Annotated in this window: 19 protein-coding genes; 12 read left to right on the forward strand and 7 right to left on the reverse strand. The window is 68.5% G+C overall.

Going from position 1 to position 20,056, the window contains the following annotated elements; all coding sequences use genetic code 11:
* Positions 1-12: 12 nt before the first annotated feature.
* From mvk to ACFVVI_RS04735, 8 genes are read left to right on the forward strand one after another with little or no spacing between them, the layout of a single operon-like run.
* On the forward strand, positions 13-1,059 hold the full coding sequence (mvk, locus tag ACFVVI_RS04700) for a mevalonate kinase (RefSeq protein ID WP_387443217.1): 1,047 nt from the start codon (positions 13-15) through the stop codon (positions 1,057-1,059).
* A complete protein-coding gene (mvaD, locus tag ACFVVI_RS04705) occupies positions 1,056-2,120 on the forward strand; it encodes a diphosphomevalonate decarboxylase (protein WP_387443219.1) in 1,065 nt (354 codons plus the stop codon). The genes mvk and mvaD overlap by 4 nt, the downstream gene beginning before the upstream one ends.
* Complete coding sequence (locus tag ACFVVI_RS04710; protein WP_387443221.1) at positions 2,117-3,199, forward strand: phosphomevalonate kinase; 1,083 nt, start codon at positions 2,117-2,119, stop codon at positions 3,197-3,199. The genes mvaD and ACFVVI_RS04710 overlap by 4 nt, the downstream gene beginning before the upstream one ends.
* A complete protein-coding gene (gene fni, locus ACFVVI_RS04715) occupies positions 3,196-4,293 on the forward strand; it encodes a type 2 isopentenyl-diphosphate Delta-isomerase (protein ID WP_378988249.1) in 1,098 nt (365 codons plus the stop codon). The genes ACFVVI_RS04710 and fni overlap by 4 nt, the downstream gene beginning before the upstream one ends.
* Positions 4,286-5,344 (forward strand): hydroxymethylglutaryl-CoA reductase, encoded by a 1,059-nt coding sequence (locus tag ACFVVI_RS04720; RefSeq protein ID WP_378988246.1) that lies wholly within the window; start codon positions 4,286-4,288, stop codon positions 5,342-5,344. The genes fni and ACFVVI_RS04720 overlap by 8 nt, the downstream gene beginning before the upstream one ends.
* Positions 5,341-6,513, forward strand: a complete 1,173-nt coding sequence (locus ACFVVI_RS04725) for a hydroxymethylglutaryl-CoA synthase (protein ID WP_378988243.1) — start codon at positions 5,341-5,343, stop codon at positions 6,511-6,513. The genes ACFVVI_RS04720 and ACFVVI_RS04725 overlap by 4 nt, the downstream gene beginning before the upstream one ends.
* Before the next feature lie 9 nt (positions 6,514-6,522).
* Positions 6,523-8,004 (forward strand): flavin-containing monooxygenase, encoded by a 1,482-nt coding sequence (locus tag ACFVVI_RS04730; RefSeq protein WP_387443225.1) that lies wholly within the window; start codon positions 6,523-6,525, stop codon positions 8,002-8,004.
* On the forward strand, positions 8,001-9,497 hold the full coding sequence (locus ACFVVI_RS04735) for a flavin-containing monooxygenase (protein ID WP_387443227.1): 1,497 nt from the start codon (positions 8,001-8,003) through the stop codon (positions 9,495-9,497). The genes ACFVVI_RS04730 and ACFVVI_RS04735 overlap by 4 nt, the downstream gene beginning before the upstream one ends.
* Here ACFVVI_RS04735 and ACFVVI_RS04740 read toward each other — a convergent pair.
* From ACFVVI_RS04740 to mftR, 6 genes are all read right to left on the reverse strand, one after another.
* A complete protein-coding gene (locus ACFVVI_RS04740; RefSeq protein WP_378988237.1) occupies positions 9,472-11,832 on the reverse strand; it encodes a SpoIIE family protein phosphatase in 2,361 nt (786 codons plus the stop codon). The genes ACFVVI_RS04735 and ACFVVI_RS04740 overlap by 26 nt on opposite strands.
* Positions 11,833-11,884: 52 nt before the next feature.
* Entirely contained in the window at positions 11,885-12,478 is a 594-nt protein-coding gene (locus ACFVVI_RS04745) for a SpoIIE family protein phosphatase (RefSeq protein ID WP_170112222.1), read from the reverse strand.
* Positions 12,479-12,497: 19 nt separating this feature from the next.
* A complete protein-coding gene (locus tag ACFVVI_RS04750) occupies positions 12,498-12,911 on the reverse strand; it encodes an ATP-binding protein (protein ID WP_056809992.1) in 414 nt (137 codons plus the stop codon).
* Positions 12,901-13,281, reverse strand: coding sequence for an STAS domain-containing protein (locus ACFVVI_RS04755; protein WP_056809990.1), 381 nt, complete (start codon positions 13,279-13,281; stop codon positions 12,901-12,903). The genes ACFVVI_RS04750 and ACFVVI_RS04755 overlap by 11 nt, the downstream gene beginning before the upstream one ends.
* A gap of 10 nt (positions 13,282-13,291) precedes the next feature.
* Complete coding sequence (locus ACFVVI_RS04760) at positions 13,292-14,197, reverse strand: STAS domain-containing protein (RefSeq protein WP_056809988.1); 906 nt, start codon at positions 14,195-14,197, stop codon at positions 13,292-13,294.
* 110 nt (positions 14,198-14,307) lie between these two features.
* Positions 14,308-14,934, reverse strand: a complete 627-nt coding sequence (gene mftR, locus ACFVVI_RS04765; protein ID WP_378988234.1) for a mycofactocin system transcriptional regulator — start codon at positions 14,932-14,934, stop codon at positions 14,308-14,310.
* A 57-nt stretch (positions 14,935-14,991) separates the two neighbouring features.
* Here mftR and mftE point away from each other — a divergent pair, with 57 nt between their 5' ends.
* The 3 genes from mftE to ACFVVI_RS04780 are packed head-to-tail and all read left to right on the forward strand — an operon-like array spanning position 14,992 to position 17,515.
* Positions 14,992-15,717, forward strand: a complete 726-nt coding sequence (mftE, locus tag ACFVVI_RS04770; RefSeq protein ID WP_387443232.1) for a mycofactocin biosynthesis peptidyl-dipeptidase MftE — start codon at positions 14,992-14,994, stop codon at positions 15,715-15,717.
* Positions 15,714-16,958 carry a pre-mycofactocin synthase MftD gene (gene mftD, locus ACFVVI_RS04775; protein ID WP_378988231.1) on the forward strand — a complete coding sequence of 415 codons (1,245 nt, stop codon included), beginning with the start codon at positions 15,714-15,716 and terminating at the stop codon, positions 16,956-16,958. Before mftE ends, mftD begins: the two co-directional genes overlap by 4 nt.
* 38 nt (positions 16,959-16,996) lie before the next feature.
* Complete coding sequence (locus ACFVVI_RS04780) at positions 16,997-17,515, forward strand: hypothetical protein (RefSeq protein ID WP_387443236.1); 519 nt, start codon at positions 16,997-16,999, stop codon at positions 17,513-17,515.
* On the opposite strand, the gene ACFVVI_RS04785 is transcribed toward ACFVVI_RS04780, so the two are convergent.
* A complete protein-coding gene (locus ACFVVI_RS04785; RefSeq protein ID WP_378988225.1) occupies positions 17,512-18,021 on the reverse strand; it encodes a MarR family winged helix-turn-helix transcriptional regulator in 510 nt (169 codons plus the stop codon). The two genes, ACFVVI_RS04780 and ACFVVI_RS04785, sit on opposite strands and share 4 nt — an antisense overlap.
* Before the next feature lie 256 nt (positions 18,022-18,277).
* Here ACFVVI_RS04785 and ACFVVI_RS04790 point away from each other — a divergent pair, with 256 nt between their 5' ends.
* Positions 18,278-19,954 carry a fumarate hydratase gene (locus tag ACFVVI_RS04790; protein WP_378988222.1) on the forward strand — a complete coding sequence of 559 codons (1,677 nt, stop codon included), beginning with the start codon at positions 18,278-18,280 and terminating at the stop codon, positions 19,952-19,954.
* Positions 19,955-20,056: the final 102 nt, after the last annotated feature.

Genomic DNA, 20,056 nt, shown 5'->3' on the forward strand with positions numbered 1-20,056 from the left:
AGAGGAATCGTCGTGAACAGTCCCGTTCGAGAACGTACTGAACACAGCTCCACAGCGACCGGCCCGGTCCGTGGCGTGGGCCGAGCCCACGCCAAGGCGATCCTGCTGGGTGAGCACACCGTGGTGCACGGGACGCCCGCCATCGCGTTTCCGTTGCCCACCCTGTCGGTGCGGGCGGTCGCGCGTCCCGGCACCCCCGGCGGCGTCGTCGAGGTTCCCGAAGGACACTTCGGGTTCGTCGCGGGCAACCCGAATGCCGCGGAGAACACGTTGTCCGGACCGCGCGTAGCGGTCGAGGAGGCGTTGCGGCGCTGGGGCCTGACCGGCCATATCACCGATGTGGTGATGGAGTGCGACATTCCGCTCGCTCGCGGGCTCGGCTCGAGCGCGGCGTGCGCCGGCGCGGCCGTGCGTGCCGTCGCCGACCTGCACGGCCGAACCGTCGACGCCGCCACGCTCTACGAACTCGTGCAGTGCGGTGAACAGGTCGCGCACGGCAGAGCCAGCGGCATCGATGCGAGCGCGGTGCTGGCCGACGGCCCGATCCTGTTCCGCGAGGGTACCGCCACCGCACTCGATATCGGTCTCGACGCCGCGCTGGTGATCGCCGATACCGGGGTGCCCGGGTCCACCCAGCACGCGGTCGCCGGGGTGCGCCGCACGCTCGACCGGGACCCGCGGTCCGCGCGCCGCGTGCTGACCAGGGCGGGCGAGCTGATCGGCGGCGCCGCGGCCGATCTCTCGGCGGGCGACGCCGCGTCGCTGGGCCGGGCGATGCTCGACTTCCAGGACCTGCTCGCCGAACTCGGCGTGAGCACCCCGCATATCGACACACTGGTCGCCGCGGCGCTGGAGGCGGGCGCGTACGGCGCCAAGCTCACCGGCGCCGGTCTCGGCGGCTGCGTCCTCGCGCTCACCGAGACCGGTGACGCGCGCACGGTCAGCGCCGCGTTGCGCCGCGCAGGCGCGGTACAGACCTGGACGGTCCCCACCCGCAGCCTGCGTTCAGGCGCGGAGTCCCTATCCGTCTCGACCTCGGAACACGGTGTCAATCCATGACTTTCACTCCCGCATCACCCGCGGTCGCCGAGCGCGGCGCCGTGACCGGGCCGTCCGCCGAGTCGGTCGCGTACCCGAACATCGCCCTGGTGAAGTACTGGGGCAAGCGGGACGAAGCCCTGTTCCTGCCCGTCACGGGCAGCCTGTCGATGACCCTCGACATCTTCCCGACCACCACATCGGTGCGGGTGATCGAGGGACCGGCCGATGTCGTCGAGTTCAACGGTGTCGCGGCCACCGGAGCCGCGCGTACCCGCATCGAGACGTTCCTGGATCTGGTGCGCGCCAAGGCCGGTCGTGCCGACCGTGCGATGGTGGTGACGTCCAACGCCGGGCCCACCGGCGCCGGTCTGGCCTCCTCGGCGAGCGGCTTCGCGGCCCTGGCCACCGCTGCGGCGGCCGCCTATGAGCTCGACCTCGACGGTCGCGCCCTGTCGCGACTGGCCCGGCGCGGCTCCGGCTCCGCCTCGCGCTCCATCTTCGGTGGATTCGTCGTCTGGCACGCCGGTGACGGCGAAGGCGAAGCGGGGGACCTGAGTTCGTTCGCGGAGCCGATCGGCGGCGACGAGCTGGATCCGGCTCTGGTGGTCGCCGTGGTGAACCAGGGCGCGAAGGCCGTCTCGAGCCGGGTCGCCATGCGCGCGACCACCGCCACCTCGCCGTTCTATCGGCCGTGGGCCGATTCGTCGGTGCTCGATCTGGTGGAGATGCGCAAAGCCATTGCACGACAGGACCTTCCCGCGATCGGGGAGATCGCCGAGCGCAACGCCCTCGGCATGCACGCCACCATGCTCACCGCTCGACCCGGAATCCGGTACCTGTCACCGCATTCGATCGCCATCCTCGACGCGGTCCTCGCGCTGCGCGCCAACGGGATCATGGCCTATGCCACGATCGACGCGGGTCCGAACGTCAAAGTGTTGTGCTCGCGTGCGGACGCGCCACTGGTCGATGCCACCCTGAACGGACTCGGCGACTTCGTCACCACCCGGATCGCGCACATCGGTCCCGGTGCGTCGCTGACCACGGCCGGTGCACCGGCGGCGGGTGGCGATCGATGACCAGTTGTCGCGCACCGGGCAAGCTCTTCATCGCCGGTGAATACGCCGTGGTCGAGCCGGGACACCTCGCGGTGCTCACGGCGGTCGACCGCTACGCGACCGCCACGGTCACGGCGGCGGATCCCGGCGACGGCATCACCTTGCACTCGGATCTGGACGGCGGTGTCACGCTGTCGTGTGGGCGTCACGGTGACGATTTGGCACCGATCTCCGATGCTGGTGTACCAGCGGCATTTTCCTATGTCTTCGCGGCCGTTTCGCTGGTTCACCGGCTGCTCCTGGAACGGGGCGTCCCCGTCTCCGACTTCCGGCTGAGCGTCACCGCCGACCTCGGCGACGCCGATGGTCGCAAGTTCGGCTTGGGGTCCAGCGCGGCCGTCACGGTGGCCACCGTCGCCGCCCTCGGGCAGCACTTCGCCCTCGGGCTCGATCCCATGGACCGGTACCGGCTGGCCATGCTCGCCACGATCGCGGTCAATCCGCGCGCTTCGGGCGGCGATGTCGCCGTGAGCACCTGGGGCGGCTGGCTCGCCTATCGATCCCCGGACCGCGCGCAGGTGGCGGCCTCGCTCGCCCGCGACGGCGTCGACGCGACCCTGCGTTCCCCGTGGCCGGGCCTGTCGGTGCGCCCGCTGCCCACCCCGACCGAGCTCACCCTGCAGGTCGGCTGGACCGGGAACCCGGCCTCCACACCGGCGCTGGTCGCCGGCCTCGACGGCGACCGCAGCACCTTCCGGGCGCACAGCAACGAGTGTGTCGAACGGCTGGTCGCCGCCATCGAAGCCGATGACTCCCGCGCCGTGCGAGTCGAAATCGACAGCGCGCGAACACTGCTCGTCGATCTCGACGCGACGTCGGGCCTGGGCATCATGACACCGCGTCTGCACGCACTGTGCGACGCGGGCGCCGCGGTGGGTGCGGCGGCGAAGCCCTCGGGCGCCGGTGGTGGTGACTGCGGTATCGCGCTCATCGAACGCACCCGCCCCGCGGCGATCGCCGAGCTCACCGGGCGCTGGATCACCGCCGGAATCCGCCCGCTGCCCCTGCGCACCCACCTTGTCGAAGGGGACCCACGATGATCGCCGATCGCAAGGACGACCACGTTCGCCACGCGGTGAACCACCACCGCCAGGCCACCGGAGTCAGTGACTTCGACTCCGTCACCTTCGTCCACCACGCCCTCGCCGGCATCGATGCCGAGGATGTCTCCCTGGCCGTCGAAGTCGCGGGAAAGCAGTGGAACACACCGCTGTTCGTGAACGCGATGACCGGCGGCAGCACCAAGACCGGCGAGATCAACCGCCAGCTCGCCATCGCCGCGCGCGAGACCGGCATCCCCATCGCCTCGGGCTCGATGAGTGCCTACTTCCGTGATCCGTCGGTCGCGGGCACCTATCGCGTGCTGCGCCAAGAGAACCCGCACGGATTCGTGATGGCCAACGTCAACGCGAACGCGACCGTCGACCAGGTGCGCAGCGCCATCGATCTGCTCGAGGCCGATGCGTTGCAGATCCATCTCAACGCCGTGCAGGAAGTGGTCATGCCCGAGGGCGACCGCTCGTTCGGGGCGTGGCCGCGCCAGATCGAACGCATCGTCGCCGATACCGCGGTGCCGGTCTTCGTCAAGGAAGTCGGGTTCGGCCTGAGCAGGCAGACCGTCACCTGGTTGCGCGACGCGGGTGTGTCCGTGGCCGATGTGGGCGGCCGCGGCGGCACCAACTTCGCTCGCATCGAGAACGATCGGCGCGTGGGCGGTGACTTCGGGTTCATCGAGAGCTGGGGCCAGTCCACCCCGAACTGCCTGCTCGACTGCGCCGGCATCCCCGGCATCGACATCGCCGCCACCGGTGGCATCCGCTCGCCACTGGACATCGCGCGCGCGCTCGCGCTGGGCGCCGACGCGACCGGGGTCGCGGGCGCGTTCCTGGAAACTCTGGTCAGCCACGACACCGCCGCCCTGGTCGACAAGATCGGGACCTGGCTCGACCAGTTGCGCACCATCCTCACCGTCCTCGGCGCCCGCACCCCCGCCGATCTGGTCGGCGCCGACCTGCTCGTCACCGGCGATGTCGCGAACTTCTGCCTGCTTCGCGGCATCGACGCCGCAGCACTTGCCCACCGGAGCCCCTGGTGGCGTGAATCCGAAAATCGAGAAGGAGTCACCCATGAATGACATGTCGTACGCGGCGGTGCCGCTGCAGTGGGTGGGGCCTGTCCGCATTACCGGAAATGTCGTCGACGACGCCGTCGACGTTCCCCTCGCCACCTACGAAACCCCGCTGTGGCCCTCGGTCGGACGCGGCGCGCGCATCAGCACCCTGGCCGAGAAGGGCATCGTCGCGACGCTGATCGACGAGCGGATGACGCGCTCGATCCTGCTGGAAGCCGACGACGCGTACACCGCCTACACCACGGTCGGGCAGTTGGAAGGCCGCATGGCCGAGCTCCAGGAGGTGGTCGCCGGCAGCAGTCGTTTCGCCCGGCTCATCGACCTGCACCACCAGATCACCGGCAACCTGCTGTTCCTGCGCTTCGAGTTCACCACCGGTGACGCGTCGGGCCACAACATGGCGACCCTGGCCAGTGACCACCTGATGGATCACATCCTGTCGACCATGCCCGGGGTGCGCTACGGCTCGATCTCGGGCAACTACTGCACCGACAAGAAGGCCACCGCGGTCAACGGCATTCTCGGTCGCGGCAAGAACGTGATCACCGAACTGCTCATCCCGCGCGAGGTGGTCGAGCAGCGCCTGCACACCACCGCGGCGCAGGTGACCCAGCTCAATATCCGCAAGAACCTGATCGGCACCCTGCTGGCGGGTGGAATCCGTTCCGCCAACGCGCATTACGCCAACATGCTGCTCGCGTACTACCTGGCGACCGGCCAGGACGCCGCCAATATCGTCGAAGGATCCCAGGGCATCACCCATGCCGAGGATCGTGACGGCGACCTCTACTTCTCGTGCACCCTGCCCAACCTGATCGTGGGCACGGTCGGCAACGGCAAGCACGCGAGTTTCGTCGACGAGAACCTGGAACGCCTCGGCTGCCGCGAAGACCGGCAGCCCGGCGAGAACGCCCGACGCCTCGCGGTGATCGGGGCGGCCACCGTGTTGTGCGGGGAGCTGTCGCTGATGGCGGCACAGACCAACCGCGGTGAATTGATGCGTGCCCATACCCAATTCGAGCGGTCCACCACGAGCAACGGAAGCCCACGATGACAACTACACCGGTCGGTATCCACGACCTCTCGTTCGCCACCACCCACTACGCTCTCGATCACGCTGTCCTCGCCGAGCGACTCGGCGTGGATCGCGACAAGTTCTACCTCGGCATCGGCCAGGAGAAGATGAGCGTCGCCGCCGCCGACGAGGACATCGTCACCATCGCCGCGGCCGCCGCCAAGCCGATCCTGGAACGGCACGGCACCGACAACATCCGCACCGTGCTGCTGGCCACCGAGACCGGTGTCGACCAGTCGAAAGCCGCTGCGCTGTACCTGCACTCGCTGATCGGGCTGCCCAACGCCGCCCGCGTCGTCGAGCTCAAGCAGGCCTGCTACGGCGGCACCGCCGGGCTGCAGTTCGCCGCGGGGCTGATCGCTCGCGACCCGTCGCAGCGGGTGCTGGTCATCGCCGCCGACATCGCGAAGTACGAACTCGACACCCCGGGTGAGCCGACCCAGGGCGCCGCCGCTGTCGCGATGCTGGTCACCGCGGATCCGGCGATCCTGGCGCTGGACCCGATTTCGGGCCTCTACAGCGCCGACATCATGGACTTCTGGCGTCCGAATTACCGGACCGAGGCCATCGTGGACGGCAAGACCTCGGTCAACGCCTACCAGAAGGCCGCCCAGGAGGCCTGGTCGGACTACCGCCGTCAGGGCGGTCGTGAGCTCGGTGAGTTCGCCGCGTTCTGCTACCACCAGCCCTTCACCAAGATGGCCTACAAGGCGCACCGGCATCTGCTCGAAAGCCAGGGCCACACCGCCGACGCCGACGCGATCGAGGCCGCCATCGGTACGACGACGACCTACAACCGCACGGTCGGCAACAGCTACACCGCCTCGCTGTACCTCGGCCTGGCCTCGCTGCTCGATCACGCGGACGACCTCACCGACAAGGCCCTGGCCATGATCAGCTACGGATCGGGCAGCGTCGCCGAATTCTTCAGCGGCACCGTGACGCCCGGCTACCGCGAGCACCTGCGGACCGAGGCGAATCTCGCCGCGATCAGCTCGCGTGAGCTGCTCGGCTACGAGCACTACCGGGCACTGCACGAGGCCACTTCGCCCAGTGACGGCGCGTACCACGCCATGGCCGAGGAAACGCGGCGCCCGTTCCGGCTGGCCGCCGTCTCCGGTCACAAACGCATCTACGAATCCCGCTGAGGTCGCCCCATGAGCAGTAACGACACCCGCCACGTCCAGGTCATGATCGTGGGCAGCGGGCTCTCCGGCCTGGGTACCGCGATCCGGCTCAGCCAGCGTGGCCTGTCCGATTTCGTGGTCATCGAACGCGGCCCCGATGTCGGCGGAACCTGGCGCGACAACACCTATCCCGGTGCGGGCTGCGATGTGCCCTCACACCTGTACTCGTATTCGTTCGCGCTCAATCCCGACTGGTCCCGCTCGTTCTCGCCCCAGCCCGAGATCGAGCAGTACCTGCGCACCGTGTCCGAACGCTACGGCGTTCGCGACAAGCACATCTTCGACTGCGCGCTGACCGGCGCCCGCTGGAACGACGCCGACGGCCGGTGGGACATCGAGACCAGCAAGGGCACCTTCACCGCCGATTTCATCGTCTCGGCGGCGGGTGTGCTCGCCGAGCCGAATCTGCCCGATATCAAGGGCATCTCGAGCTTCGAGGGCGAGATCTTCCACTCCGCGCGGTGGAACCACGACGCCACCCTGGCCGGCAAGAAGGTCGCCGTCATCGGCACCGGTTCCTCGGCGGTGCAGATCGTTCCGTCGATCGCGCCCGAGGTGGAGCACCTCGACGTGTACCAGCGCACCGCCACCTGGGTGATGCCGCAGATCTCGCGGCCGTACCTGGGACTGGAACGCTTTGCCTTCAAACGTGTTCCGGGCCTGCAACGGTTCATCCGGGCGCTGATCTACATCACGCGCGAGCTGTTCGTGATCACGCAGGTGAAGTATCCGTGGACCGGCATCGTGCTCGAGACGGTCGGGCGATTCAAGATGCGCTTCGAGATCCGTGACCCGGAGCTGCGCCGAAAAGTGCTGCCCCAGCACCGGATCGGCTGCAAGCGCATGCTCGTGTCGAACAAGTTCTACGGTGCGCTCGATCGTGACAACGTCGACGTCGTCACCGACGGCATCGCCGAGGTCCGCAGCGGTTCGATCGTCTCCGAGGACGGCACGGAGCGGGAGGTGGACGCGATCGTGCTGGCCACCGGCTTCCACGTCGCCGATTCGCCGACCTTCAACCTGTACACCGGTCGCGACGGCCGGACCGTGTCCGAGGCAGCCGATGCCGAGGGCTACCAGATGTACAAGGGCACCACGGTCGCCAATTTCCCGAACATCTTCTTCATGCTCGGCGCCAACTCCGGGCTGAACTACACCTCGCTGATCTACATCATCGAATCCCAGATCAACTACATCGTCGACGCGATCACCACGATGGAGCAGCGCAACCTGCAATCGTTCGAGGTCCGTCTGGACGCGCAGATCGAATACAACGAGCAGTTGCAGCCGAAGATGGCCCGCACCGTGTGGGTCAACGGTGGCTGCACCAGCTGGTTCCTCGACAAGCACGGCAACAACTCGGCGCTGTGGCCGGACTTCAGCTTCAAATATCGGCGAATGGTGCGCACTTTCGACATCGACGCCTACGACACCACGACGAAGACACGATGACCGCACCGTCGACGCGTCACACCCGCGTCGCGATCATCGGCGCCGGCTTCGCCGGGCTGGGTGTGGCTGTTCGGCTGCGCCAGTTGGGGATCACCGACTTCGTCGTCCTCGAGCGGGCGAGCGACATCGGCGGTACGTGGCGCGACAACACCTATCCCGGCGCCGGGTGCGATGTGCCGTCGCAGCTGTATTCGTACTCGTTCGCCCGCAATCCGCACTGGACGCATTCGTTCTCGACACAGCCGCAGATCCAGCGGTATGTCCAGGACGTGGTCGACCGGCACGGGGTGCGCGACTCGATCGTGCTGGGCTGCGAGGTCATCGGCGCGCGCTGGAACAACGACACCGCGCGCTGGGAGATCCAGACCAGCGACGGCTCCTACACCGCCGACATCATGGTGTCGGCGGCCGGCCCGCTGAGTGCGCCGAAGCTGCCCGACATCAAGGGCATCACCACCTTTCGGGGGGCGATGTTCCACTCCGCGCGCTGGGATCACGAGTTCGAGCTCGCGGGCAAGCGCGTCGCGGTGGTCGGCACCGGTGCGTCCGCGATCCAGATCGTGCCGTCCATCGCGGGCGAGGTCGCGAAGCTCGACCTGTATCAACGCAGCGCACCGTGGGTGTTGCCGCGCATGGGACGCAAGTACTCGTGGCTTGAACGCCTCTACTACCGGCGTGTTCCGGGTGCGCAGCGGTTGGCGCGGATCGGCGTGTACTGGGTGCGTGAGTCGTTCGTGCTCTGGCAGTCCAAGTACCCACCGTTCGCCGACTTCTTCTCGCGCGGTGCGCGATTGAAGATGTGGTGGGTGATCCGGGACCGGGAGCTGCGTCGCACCGTCACGCCCGGCTACCGCCTCGGGTGCAAGCGAATGCTGGTCTCGAACGTGTACTACCCCGCACTGGCCCGCGACAATGTCGAGGTCGTCGCCGACGGCATCGCCGAGATCCGCGAGCAGTCGATCGTCGCGAACGACGGCACCGAGCGTGAAGTCGACGCCATCGTGCTGGCGACGGGCTTCCGGATCGCGGACTCGCCGACCTACGACCTGATCAGCGGGCGCGACGGCCGCACGCTGTCCGAGGTTTTCGGTGCCGAGGGGATGAGCGGGTACAAGGGTACGACCATCGCGAACTTCCCCAACATGTTCCTGATGATCGGCCCGAACTCCGCGCTGAGCTACACCTCGGCGATCTTCACCATCGAATCCCAGATCAACTACATCAGCGACGCGATCACCACGATGGCGGCCGATGGGCTGCGCACGATCGAGGTCAAGGCGGACGCGCAGGCCGGCTACAACCGGGACCTGCAGAAGAAATTCGACGGCACCGTGTGGAACGCCGGCGACTGCACCAGCTGGTTCGTCGACGAGGACGGCCACAACGCCACGCTGTGGCCGGACTTCAGCTTCCGATTCCACCGGCTGCTGAAGAGCTTCGACGTGGCGGCCTACGAGACCACCCCGGTCAGAACGAGTTCTGCCGGGAGCTGACCGCCGGCGGTCGGGAGGAGGCGCGCAGCGGGTTCGCGGTGGGGAAGGTGATCGAGGGCAGGGTCACCCACATGCGCACCCGGGTGCCGCTCTCGTCGTGGTCGAAGGTGAGGTCCTCGGTGAGCACCCGCATCATCTCGACGCCGCGACCGCGATAGCCGGGATCGGTGGGAGTGGGAATCCAGTTGCCGTTGTCGGCGATCTCGAGGACCACCCGGTCACCGTCGCAGCGGGCCGTCAGGCTCACGCGGCCCGGTTCGGAGTCGCGGTAGGCGTGTTCGACGCTGTTGCTGCAGGCCTCGTTGGCGGCCGCGACGAGGTCGGCGGCCAGGTCGTGCGGGACCGCGGCGGTGGCGAACCAGCGGTAGAGGCCGCGGCGCACGCCGGCCAATTCGGTGGCGGCGGCGGGAAAATCGAGGCTCAGCGGCTCCGGGGGCTGACGGTAGACGACCATGGCGACGTCGTCGTCGTAGCCCGCGGGCGGGCACAGCCGCGACAGCACGGCGTCGGCGACGTCGCGGGGGAGTGCGGCGCCGGTTTCGCTGAGCACTTCGGCGATCTTGACGAAGCCCTCGGCGATGTCGTACCCACGCTGCTCGACCAGGCCGTCGGTGAACAGCACCAGGGTCGCGCCCGGCGGGAGCGCGGTCGTGGCCTCGGGCCTGCGCGGGGTGTCGAAGGTCGCCAGGGGAACCGCGCGTCCACCCTCGAGGATCCGGCCCGGCCCACCGGGAGGCGCGAGGACCGGCGGCATGTGGCCCGCGTTCGAGTACCGCACCATCCCGCGCTCCGGGTCGAGCACCGCCGCGCACACCGTCGTACACATGGCGCCCGGGATCCGGGACGCCACGGCGTCGAGTTCGGCGAGCAGCTGTGCCGGTCCGGCGCCGCGCAGCAGCAGAGCTCTTGCCGCGGTACGCAATTGGCCCATCACCACCGCGGCCGACAGGCCACGGCCGACGCAGTCGCCCACGACGACGCCGATGGTGCCGTCACGCAACGGCACCACGTCGTACCAGTCGCCGCCGATCTCCAGCGGTGGCAGGGCGGGTTCGTAGTGCACCGAGAAACGGGGCGGCAGTTCGATCGGTCCGAGCATCGCCCGCTGCAGGGTGAGCGAGGTGGCGCGCGCCTGATCGAAGTTGCGGGCGCGCTGCAGTGCGACGCTGAGATGGCCGACGAGCAATGAATACAGGGCCCAGTCGGCGGCGCTCACCGCGCGCGGCGCGCCGAAGCGCACCCACAGTGCCGCGTCACCGGTCTCGCCGAGCGGTGCGACGACCGCGTCGACCCCGCCCTCGTCACCGGTGATGGCCGACAGGCCACGGGCGGATTGCCTGCGCGAGCGATCGAGCAGCGCCTGGGTGTCGTCGTCGAGGACAACGGGGCCGTCCGCGCGCGGGCCACTCTGCCGCATCGGCGTCGCGGTGAATTGTGATGCGGTGGCGATGGTTTCGGGAGCGGGCTCCGCTTCTTCGCTGCCCGACGGCGTCACGCCGCAGGAGTAGACATCGGGGCGCCCGGTCCGGCTCGGCCAGATCGCGACCAGCGCGGTCTCGGCGCCCATGGTCCGGCGCAGCTCGTCGAGTCCGACCGCGAGGACCTCCACCATGCTCGTCGCGGCCCCGACGGCGGTGGCCAGACGCGAGGCGGCCTGGTCGCGGGCCTGTGCGTCGTGTTCGGCGGTCACATCGCGCACGGTGCCGACGAAGATCCGCTCGTCGTTCTCCTGCTTCACCAGCGAACTCGCGCTCACCGCCAGCCAGCGTTCCCGGCCGTCGCGATGCCGCACCGGCATGACGAATCGCGCTGCCTCCGTGCCGATCTGGGGGTAGCCGGTGCGATCGCTCAGTGCCCAGGGGTGCGGTAGCGGGAACGGCACCTCGGTGGCGCCGTAGCCGGTGAGTACCCCGAACGCGGAGTTCACCTCGACGATGGTGCCGTGGTCGTCGGCGACGAAGAACCCGTCCTGCAACGATTCGACGAGCGCGGTGCGAAACGCGTCGCGGCCTTCGAGATCCTCCGCGCGGGAACGCTGTTGCTCGTAGCGGCGAGTGCCGTCGAGATAGCCGCGAGTGGCGATATCGAGGGCCGCCATGGTCTGCAGCAGGAATTCCAGTGCCACTTCGGCGCGGCGCGGATCGGCCTGCGTGCCTGCGTCCTCGGCGACCGCCCGGAAGTGATGCTCGGTGAGATCGAGCAGGCTGATGCCCTCCACGAGGGCCCGCCTGCCGAGGTCGTAACCCTCCGAGAGGCCGGCCTGGCCTGGTGCGGCGACGTGGCGGCGCATGGCCGCCGAATAGTCGTCGAGAAATGCGACCAGGACAGCGCTCATCGGCAACCTCTCATCGGCCGGGTCGGTGCGAACAGACCGCGGTCTCGGGGCCTCACGGGCACGGCCCACGGAAACGCGCCGCGAGCACCAGCGCGTCATCGGTGTCCTTCGCGTCGCGGGCGAGCAGATCGCCCGCGATGGCAGTGGCCGGTTTGGCCAGGTCCAGCGATTCCGGGCCGACCGCGACGATCCCGTCGGTCGCCATCAGCAGCAGATCGCCGGGGCGGATCGGCAGCGTCTGCGGCTGCAGGTGCGAGGGCAGCCGGTACCCGACGATGCCGCCGGTGAGCAGCATCGTGGCCCGCAGCTCCGGACCGGCCGGGCCGAGGGTGAGCAGTCGCGAATCGACATTGCCCACGCCGAGCCACTGCAGCGTCTCGCCCGGCTCGATCAACGCCAAAGACACTGCGGCGCCGCGAGTTTCGACCATCGCGCGATGACAGAGCACCATCAGCACATCCAGCGGTTCGCCACAGTTCTCGGTGAGGATGACCGTCGCGCGATCGGCGGCCTCGGCCGCGGGCGCACCGTGACCGAGCCCGTCGAGCACCGCGAACAGCACACCGGCGCCGGTGTCGAGCACGAGCGCGCGGTCACCGGAGACGTCCTGGCCGGGCAGCGCCCGACCGGCCGTCGACCACTCCATGCGCCCGATGATCCCGTCCTCATGCAACGTCGGGTACCCACTTCCACATCTCGATCAACGTCCCGCGGCCCGGGGCGGAATCGATGGTGAGGCGGTCCATCAGCCTGCGCGCGCCGGGCAGTCCGAGTCCGAGTCCGCGGCCGGTGGAATAGCCGTCCTCCAGCGCGCGGGGAATGTCGCGGATGCCGGGACCCTGGTCCTCGGCTTGGATGACGAGCGCGCGGCGACCCTCGCGCAAGTCGATGAGCAGCCTGATCTCGCCGCTTCCCGCGTAACTGGTGATGTTGCGGGCGATTTCGGAGATGGCGGTGGAGATCATCGTGCGGTCGGTGAGGGTGAACCCGAGGTCACCGGCCAACTCGCTCCCGGCCTGCCGGGCGGTGACGATGTCCTCGGACACCTTGACCGCGATCGCCACCTGCTCAGCGGCCACTGTCGCGACCGTCTCGTCGCCGCGGGTGCCGATTCAGCCAGGAGAGGCCTTCCTCGAGATCCAGCGCGGTGTGCATGTCTTCGAAGGTAAGGCCCAGTTGCACCATGGCGAAGGCGACTTCGGGTTGCAGTCCGACGATGACGGTTTCCGCGCCGCGCAACTGGGTCATGTGCGCGATGGTGCGCAACGAGCGCGCGGCGAAGGAGTCCATCACGTCGATGGCGGTGACATCGACGATGATGCCGGTCGCGCGATAGCGACTGACCTGCTTCATCAGGTCGTCCTGTAGCCGCTCGGTGTCGGCGTCGGTCAGGGCCGACTGTACCGAGGCGATCAGGTACGTGCCCTGCTTGAGAATAGGTACCGGCATGGTGGCTTGGTCAGCGCCCGTCCCGCTCGCTCAAGCGCTCGGTCACTCGGGAGACCTCGTATCCGAGGAGACGCTCGGCCTCTTCGATACCGCCCTGGAGGTCGCCGACCGCGTTCATCTTGGACAGATCGAGGCCGATGGTCACCAGGGTCAGCGCGATCTCCGAGGACAGGCCGGTGATGATCACGCTCGCGCCCATCAGGCCCGAGGCGTCGACGGTCTGCACGAGGTGGTTGGCCACCACGGAGTCGATCGCGGGCACACCGGTGATGTCGATGACGACCACCTTGGCGCGATTGGCGCGGATGGCGCGCAGCAGCTGCTCGGTGAGCTGGCGGGCGCGCTGGGAGTCGAGCACGCCGATGATCGGCAGGATGAGCAGCTGCTCGCGAACCTGCAGAACCGGGGTGGACAGCTCGCGGATGGCCTCTTGCTGGCGGCTGATGACGCGCTCGCGCTCCTGCACGAACGACACGGCCACGGTGTTGGCGATGCGGTTGGCGGCCGGTTCGTAGGCGTCGAGCACGCGATTGAGCAGCTCGAAGTTGGACTGGTACTTCTCGAAGAGGCTGCGTGCCAGGACGTCGCGCAGCAGCAGCACGATGCCGATGACCTCGTCGGTCTCGACGCCTCGCGGAATGATGCGCTCGGACAGGTCGCGGGCGTAGGCCTGCAGTGCCTCGACGCTACCGGTGACGAGCACCTCGACGTAGTTGTCGTACATCGACGTGGCCTCGGAGAAGATCTCCTCCGGGGTCATCGCGGTCAGCAGTTCGGCTTCGGTGATGCGCCGTGCCCACTCTTCCCGCAGCCCGGTGCGGTTCTGCCGCAGGTGCTCGACCAGCTGTGGCAGCAGGTTGTCGAGCGGTTGCGCCGGCAGCGAATCCGCCGAAAGACTCGTGGACACCTCGGACATGGAAACCCCTGCCCCTTTCGACGACGGACGTTCTCGGTGCGCACAGTGCGCGTTGGGCCTGAGCCTACTCATACCCCCTCTGTGGTGCTGCCCAAACGTGGCGCGCCCGGCTAATCCGGGGCGAACCCGCGTTCCAGCGCGCGCAGTGCCCGGTCGAGATAGACGGTGAGATCGGTGTCGCCGCGCTCTAGCCAGGCATCGAAGGCCGCCCGCGCGGCGGCCAGGGTGGTGCGCCCGATGGCGAGCGGAATCAGGTCGCCCGCGCCCGCGCCGAGACGGCTCGCGGCGAACTCGCCGACGGCGTGTTCCCACGCGTCGTAGTGTGCCCCCGCGCCTGCCGAGAGGGCGGGAACTCCGGAGACGAGCCGCATTCTGGTGCGCAGTTCGGGGATGTCCTCGGGGCGATATCTGTTGGCCGCCACCACGATGCGGCGCACCGCGGCCATCATCGGCTCGTCGCCGGGGACGGCGGCGAACGCGGCGCGCAGGTCGTCGACCTCGTTGTCGAACTGGTGCCACAGCACCTCGGCCTTGGTGGGGAAGTAGCGGAAGAACGTGCGTTCGCTCACCCCGGCCTCGGCGGCGATGCGTTCGACGGTGACGTCGTCGAACCCGTGTTCGGCGAACAGCTTCATCGCGATCACCTCGAGCTCGCGGCGCGTGGTGCGTGGCGGACGCCCGCGGTGCCCCGACTGTTTCGGAATCGACATCGGTGCGCGCGGCGGCGGGGCGGACATGGATACAGGATAGGGACTCGGCGAGCTTTCGACCTGCACGCGCTCTTGATTATGTCAGTGACTGACGTTAATGTGGGCGCCATGTTCGTGGCGCACCTCACATCGCCCGAGGCAGGTGTGCGCGCCGCCGAGGGAGTGATCCTGGTCATCCCGCTCGGCGCGACCGAGCAGCACGGCCCGCATCTGCCGCTGTCGACCGACAGCGATATCGCGTCGGCGGTGAGCCGGCGGGCCGCGGCCGAGCGAACCGATCTGCTGATCGCGCCTGCCGTGGCCTACGGGGCCAGCGGCGAGCACGCGGGGTTCGCGGGCACCTTGTCGATCGGACAGGCGGCGCTGGAACTGCTCGTCGTCGAACTGTGCCGCTCCGCCACGGACACGTTTTCGCGGATCGTGCTGGTCAACGGGCACGGCGGAAACGTGGAAGCGCTGCGCCGAGCCGTCGCGCTGCTGCGGTCGGAGTCGCGTGACGTGCGGCTGTTCTCGCCCGGCTACGGCGGCGACCCGCACGCCGGGCGCACCGAGACCTCGATCCAGCTCGCGCTGCGCCCCGACCGGGTGCGCACCGAACTGGCCGAACCGGGGGACCGCCGCCCGCTGGCCGAACTGCTGCCGCTGCTGCGCGCAGGCGGGGTGCGGGCAGCCAGCCCCAACGGAATCCTCGGCGACCCCACCGGATCGAGCGCCGAAGAAGGCGCCGGCCTGCTGACGATCGCCACTACCGCACTGCTGGAAGACCTGCGCCGATGGTGGCCGCAGGATCATGAGGAAGGACCCCGATGAATCCCTGGTTCGAGACCGTTGCCGAGGCGCAGCGGCGCGCCCGCAAGCGCCTGCCGAAGTCGGTGTACGGCGCGCTGATCGCCGGATCGGAACGCGGACAGACCATCGAAGACAACCAGACCGCGTTCACCGAACTCGGTTTCGCCCCGCACTGCGCGGGCCCGATCGGCGACCGTGACCAATCGACCACAGTGCTCGGTCAGCAGGTGTCGATGCCGGTGCTGATCTCGCCGACCGGCGTGCAGGCGGTGCACCCCGACGGTGAGGTCGCGGTCGCCCGCGCCGCGGCGGCCCGCGGAATCGCCATGGGGCTCAGTTCCTTCGCGAGCAAGCCCGTCGAGGACGTTGTCGCCGCCAACCCGGCGACCCTGTTCCAGCTGTACTGGTGTGGCAACAAGGATCAGATCCTCGAGCGGATGGCCAGGGCGAAGAAGGCCGGTGCCGTGGGCCTGATCCTCACCCTGGACTGGTCGTTCTCGCACGGTCGGGACTGGGGCAGCCCGGTGATCCCGGAGTCGCTGAACCTGCGCACGATGATGAAATTCGCGCCGCAGACCCTCGCGCGCCCCCGCTGGCTCGCGACCTACCTGCGCTCGGGCAGCATCCCCGACCTCACCGCGCCCAATATGGCAGTCGGCGGCGGCGCGGCCCCTGGGTTCTTCGGCGCCTACGGCGAATGGATGCAGACCCCGGCACCCGATTGGGACGATGTCGCCTGGATCTGCGCGCAGTGGGACGGCCCGGTGCTGCTCAAGGGCGTGATGCGGGTCGACGACGCCCTGCGCGCCGTCGACGCGGGCGTCGCGGGCATCTCGGTGTCCAACCACGGCGGCAACAACCTCGACGGCACCCCCGCCGCCATCCGCGCCCTGCCGGTGCTCGCCGACGCGGTCGGCGACCAGATCGAGGTGCTCCTCGACGGCGGTATCCGCCGTGGCAGCGATGTCGTCAAGGCCGTGGCGCTCGGTGCGCGCGCGGTGCTGATCGGGCGCGCCTCCCTGTGGGGTCTGGCGGCCAACGGCCAGGCCGGTGTCGAGAACGTACTCGACATCCTGCGTGGCGGTATCGATTCGGCGCTGCTGGGTCTGCGCAAGACCTCGATCACCGACCTGACCCGCGACGACATCATCGTTCCCGCCGGTTTCGAACGCGCGTTGGGCGTTGTTTCGGGTCGAAAGGATTCCGGCGAAGGGGATTTCGCTACCAACGGAACTGTCGTGAGCGGCGCCGCTGCTGGATAGTATCGGCGGTTGGTCAACACCGCCCGAGGGGGAATTTCGTGAGTGTGGTTTCGGAAATCGAGGGTTCGCGCAGGCGAATCATGATGTCGCGCAGCGTGTCCTACACGCTGCCCGCCGTGGTGGCGGTGGCGCTGGTCTCGGCCGGATGTGGCACCGCCACCCCGAAACCGGCACCGCGTGCGGCGTCGACCACCCTCACGACCACCTCGAAGCCGCCGCCGACAACGACATCGCGGGTGACCACCACGACCTCGACCGCCGCCACACCGGCGTCGGTCGGTGTCTGCGTGGACAAGACGACCAACGTCCGCGTGGCCGACGACCAGTGCGACACCAGCGATACCACGTACTCGCGCTTCTGGTATCAGCACACCGATACGTTCGTCTACCCGGCGATCGGCGTCGCTGTCGCGCTGGCGGCGGGCAGTTTCCTGCGCCCGACCAGCGGCGAGGTCTTCGATCGCGGCGCACCCACCAAGGGTGGCAGCATCGCGCGCGGCGGGTTGGGCAAGGCCCGCCCCGACTCCTCCGGCGGGGGCGGCAGCGGCGGGTCCTAGTCCTCGCCGGGCGCGGCGGTCTGTAGCCGGCCGACCGGTTCGGCCGACTTCGCGCCGCGGTGGTGATCGACGAGCACGTCGTAGATCTCCGCGAGGGTCGCGAGCTGGTCGCGATCGAGGACATCGATCATATGCTTGCGCACACTGCGCACATGGGCGGGCGCGGCCGTGGTGAGCAGTTGCCCGCCGGTGGGGGTCAGCTTGGCCACGGTCCGGCGCTGGTCGTGCGGCATCGTCTCGCGGGAGACCAGACCGCGCTTCTGCATGCGGGTGATCTGATGCGAGAGCCGGCTCTGCGACCATTCGAGCGCGCAGGCCAGGTCGGCGAAGGTGAGTCGCTGACCTGGCGCGTCGGCTAGGTAGACCAGCACGGAATACTCGACATAGCTCAGGTTGGCTGCCCGGCCGGCGTCGCGCCCGATCGCCGCGGCGATCAGGTCGCGGGTTCGGACATAGCCCAGCCAGGCACGCATTTCGACATCATCGAGCCACTGTGGATCGGTCACGATCGAGCTCCAGATTCTGAAGGTGCAGGCTTCGGATTGAACGGTGCACTCCCGCCACCGCCCGGAGAATGGGTAGCACCGTTTGGGTTGAACGTGCAACCTCGATATTAGTTAGGGTAGGTCAGGAACCTCACATAGGGTTGCCTAACCGTCGTGCGGGTGTGGGTGGTCGATAGGCTGCGGATTGCTTTGTGACCAGCCATGCCTGGTGCTCCGCAGTGTTGCGGTGCCCGCCCTGCCCGAAGGAGTGCGATCCGTGACCGCGCCGGAGTTCCGCTATTCCGATCTGCTGCCCATCGGCGCCGACGAGACGCCCTACCGCCTGCTCACCAGCGAGGGGGTCAGCACCTTCGAGCACAACGGGCGCACCTTCTTGCAGGTCGAGCCCGAGGCGCTGCGGCTGCTGACCGAGACGGCGATCCACGACATCAGCCACTACCTGCGCCCCGCGCACCTGCGGCAGCTGCGCAAGATCATCGACGACCCCGAGTCCTCGGGCAACGACCGCTTCGTCGCGCTCGACCTGCTCAAGAACCTCAACATCTCCGCCGGCGGCGTGCTGCCGATGTGTCAGGACACCGGCACCGCGATCGTGATGGGCAAGAAGAGCGAGGGCGTGCTCACCGGTGCCGACGACGCCGAATGGCTCAGCCGCGGCATCTTCGACGCCTACACCAAGCTGAACCTGCGCTACTCCCAGCTCGCCCCGATCACCATGTGGGACGAGAAGAACACCGGCACCAACCTGCCTGCCCAGATCGAGCTGTACTCGACCGAGGGCGACGCCGACAACCCGGTGTACAAGTTCCTGTTCATGGCCAAGGGCGGCGGTTCGGCCAACAAGTCGTTCCTGTACCAGGAGACCAAGGCCGTCCTGAACCCCGAGCGCATGCTCGAGTTCCTCGACGAGAAGATCCGCTCGCTCGGCACCGCGGCCTGCCCGCCGTACCACCTCGCGGTGGTCATCGGTGGCACCAGCGCCGAATTCGCCTTGAAGACAGCGAAATACGCCTCCGCGCACTACCTGGACAACCTGCCCACCGAGGGCTCGATCACCGGTCACGCGTTCCGCGACGTCGAGCTCGAGGAGGAGGTCTTCCAGCTCACCCGTGAGTTCGGCATCGGCGCGCAGTTCGGCGGCAAGTACTTCTGCCACGACGTGCGCGTGGTCCGACTGCCCCGCCACGGCGCCTCCTGCCCCGTCGCGATCGCCGTCTCCTGCTCGGCCGACCGCCAGGCGCTGGCGAAGATCACCAAGGACGGCATCTTCCTGGAGCAGCTGGAAACCGAACCGGCCCAGTACCTTCCGGAGCAGACCGCCGACATCCTCGGCGGCGACGTGGTGCAGATCGACCTGAACCGCCCGATGGACGAGATCCGCGCCGAGTTGTCGAAATACCCGGTCAAGACCCGTCTTTCGCTGACCGGCCCCTTGGTCGTGGCCCGTGACATCGCGCACGCCAAGATCAAGGAACGGCTCGACGCGGGCGAACCCATGCCGCAGTACCTGCGCGACATGGCCGTCTACTACGCCGGTCCGGCCAAGACTCCCGAGGGTTACGCGTCGGGCTCCTTCGGCCCCACGACCGCGGGTCGCATGGACTCCTACGTCGACCAGTTCCAGGCCGCGGGCGGCTCGATGGTGATGCTCGCCAAGGGCAACCGCTCGGCCCAGGTCACCAAGGCCTGCAACGAACACGGCGGCTTCTACCTCGGCTCCATCGGCGGTCCGGCCGCCCGTCTCGCCCTGGACTGCATCAAGAACGTCGAGGTCCTGGAATACGCCGAACTCGGCATGGAAGCGGTCTGGAAGATCGACGTCGAGGACTTCCCCGCGTTCATCGTCGTCGACGACAAGGGCAACGACTTCTTCGCCGAGACCTCCAAGCCGATCGCCCTGCGCGTGCGCACCCGTTCCAAGGAACGCGTGTAGCCATCCGGTCGTCGATACCCCGGTGCCCACTGCGGTGAGCGCCGGGGTTTTCGTCTGTTCCGTGGGTCCGGCGACGTCCGCCACCCCGGTGTAATGTGACGC

The organism is Nocardia sp. NPDC058114 (assembly GCF_042884695.1).
In the GTDB taxonomy this organism is placed as follows: Bacteria; Actinomycetota; Actinomycetes; order Mycobacteriales; family Mycobacteriaceae; genus Nocardia.

Coding starts and splice junctions, on each gene's coding strand:
- fni (WP_378988249.1), top strand. CDS start 3,196: ATGATCGCCGATCGCAAGGACGACCACGTTCGCCACGCGGTGAACCAC.
- ACFVVI_RS04720 (WP_378988246.1), top strand. CDS start 4,286: ATGAATGACATGTCGTACGCGGCGGTGCCGCTGCAGTGGGTGGGGCCT.
- ACFVVI_RS04725 (WP_378988243.1), top strand. CDS start 5,341: ATGACAACTACACCGGTCGGTATCCACGACCTCTCGTTCGCCACCACC.
- ACFVVI_RS04755 (WP_056809990.1), bottom strand. CDS start 13,281: ATGCCGGTACCTATTCTCAAGCAGGGCACGTACCTGATCGCCTCGGTA.
- ACFVVI_RS04730 (WP_387443225.1), top strand. CDS start 6,523: ATGAGCAGTAACGACACCCGCCACGTCCAGGTCATGATCGTGGGCAGC.
- mftD (WP_378988231.1), top strand. CDS start 15,714: ATGAATCCCTGGTTCGAGACCGTTGCCGAGGCGCAGCGGCGCGCCCGC.
- ACFVVI_RS04735 (WP_387443227.1), top strand. CDS start 8,001: ATGACCGCACCGTCGACGCGTCACACCCGCGTCGCGATCATCGGCGCC.
- mftR (WP_378988234.1), bottom strand. CDS start 14,934: ATGTCCGCCCCGCCGCCGCGCGCACCGATGTCGATTCCGAAACAGTCG.
- ACFVVI_RS04745 (WP_170112222.1), bottom strand. CDS start 12,478: ATGGAGTGGTCGACGGCCGGTCGGGCGCTGCCCGGCCAGGACGTCTCC.
- ACFVVI_RS04710 (WP_387443221.1), top strand. CDS start 2,117: ATGACCAGTTGTCGCGCACCGGGCAAGCTCTTCATCGCCGGTGAATAC.
- mvaD (WP_387443219.1), top strand. CDS start 1,056: ATGACTTTCACTCCCGCATCACCCGCGGTCGCCGAGCGCGGCGCCGTG.
- ACFVVI_RS04760 (WP_056809988.1), bottom strand. CDS start 14,197: ATGTCCGAGGTGTCCACGAGTCTTTCGGCGGATTCGCTGCCGGCGCAA.
- ACFVVI_RS04740 (WP_378988237.1), bottom strand. CDS start 11,832: ATGAGCGCTGTCCTGGTCGCATTTCTCGACGACTATTCGGCGGCCATG.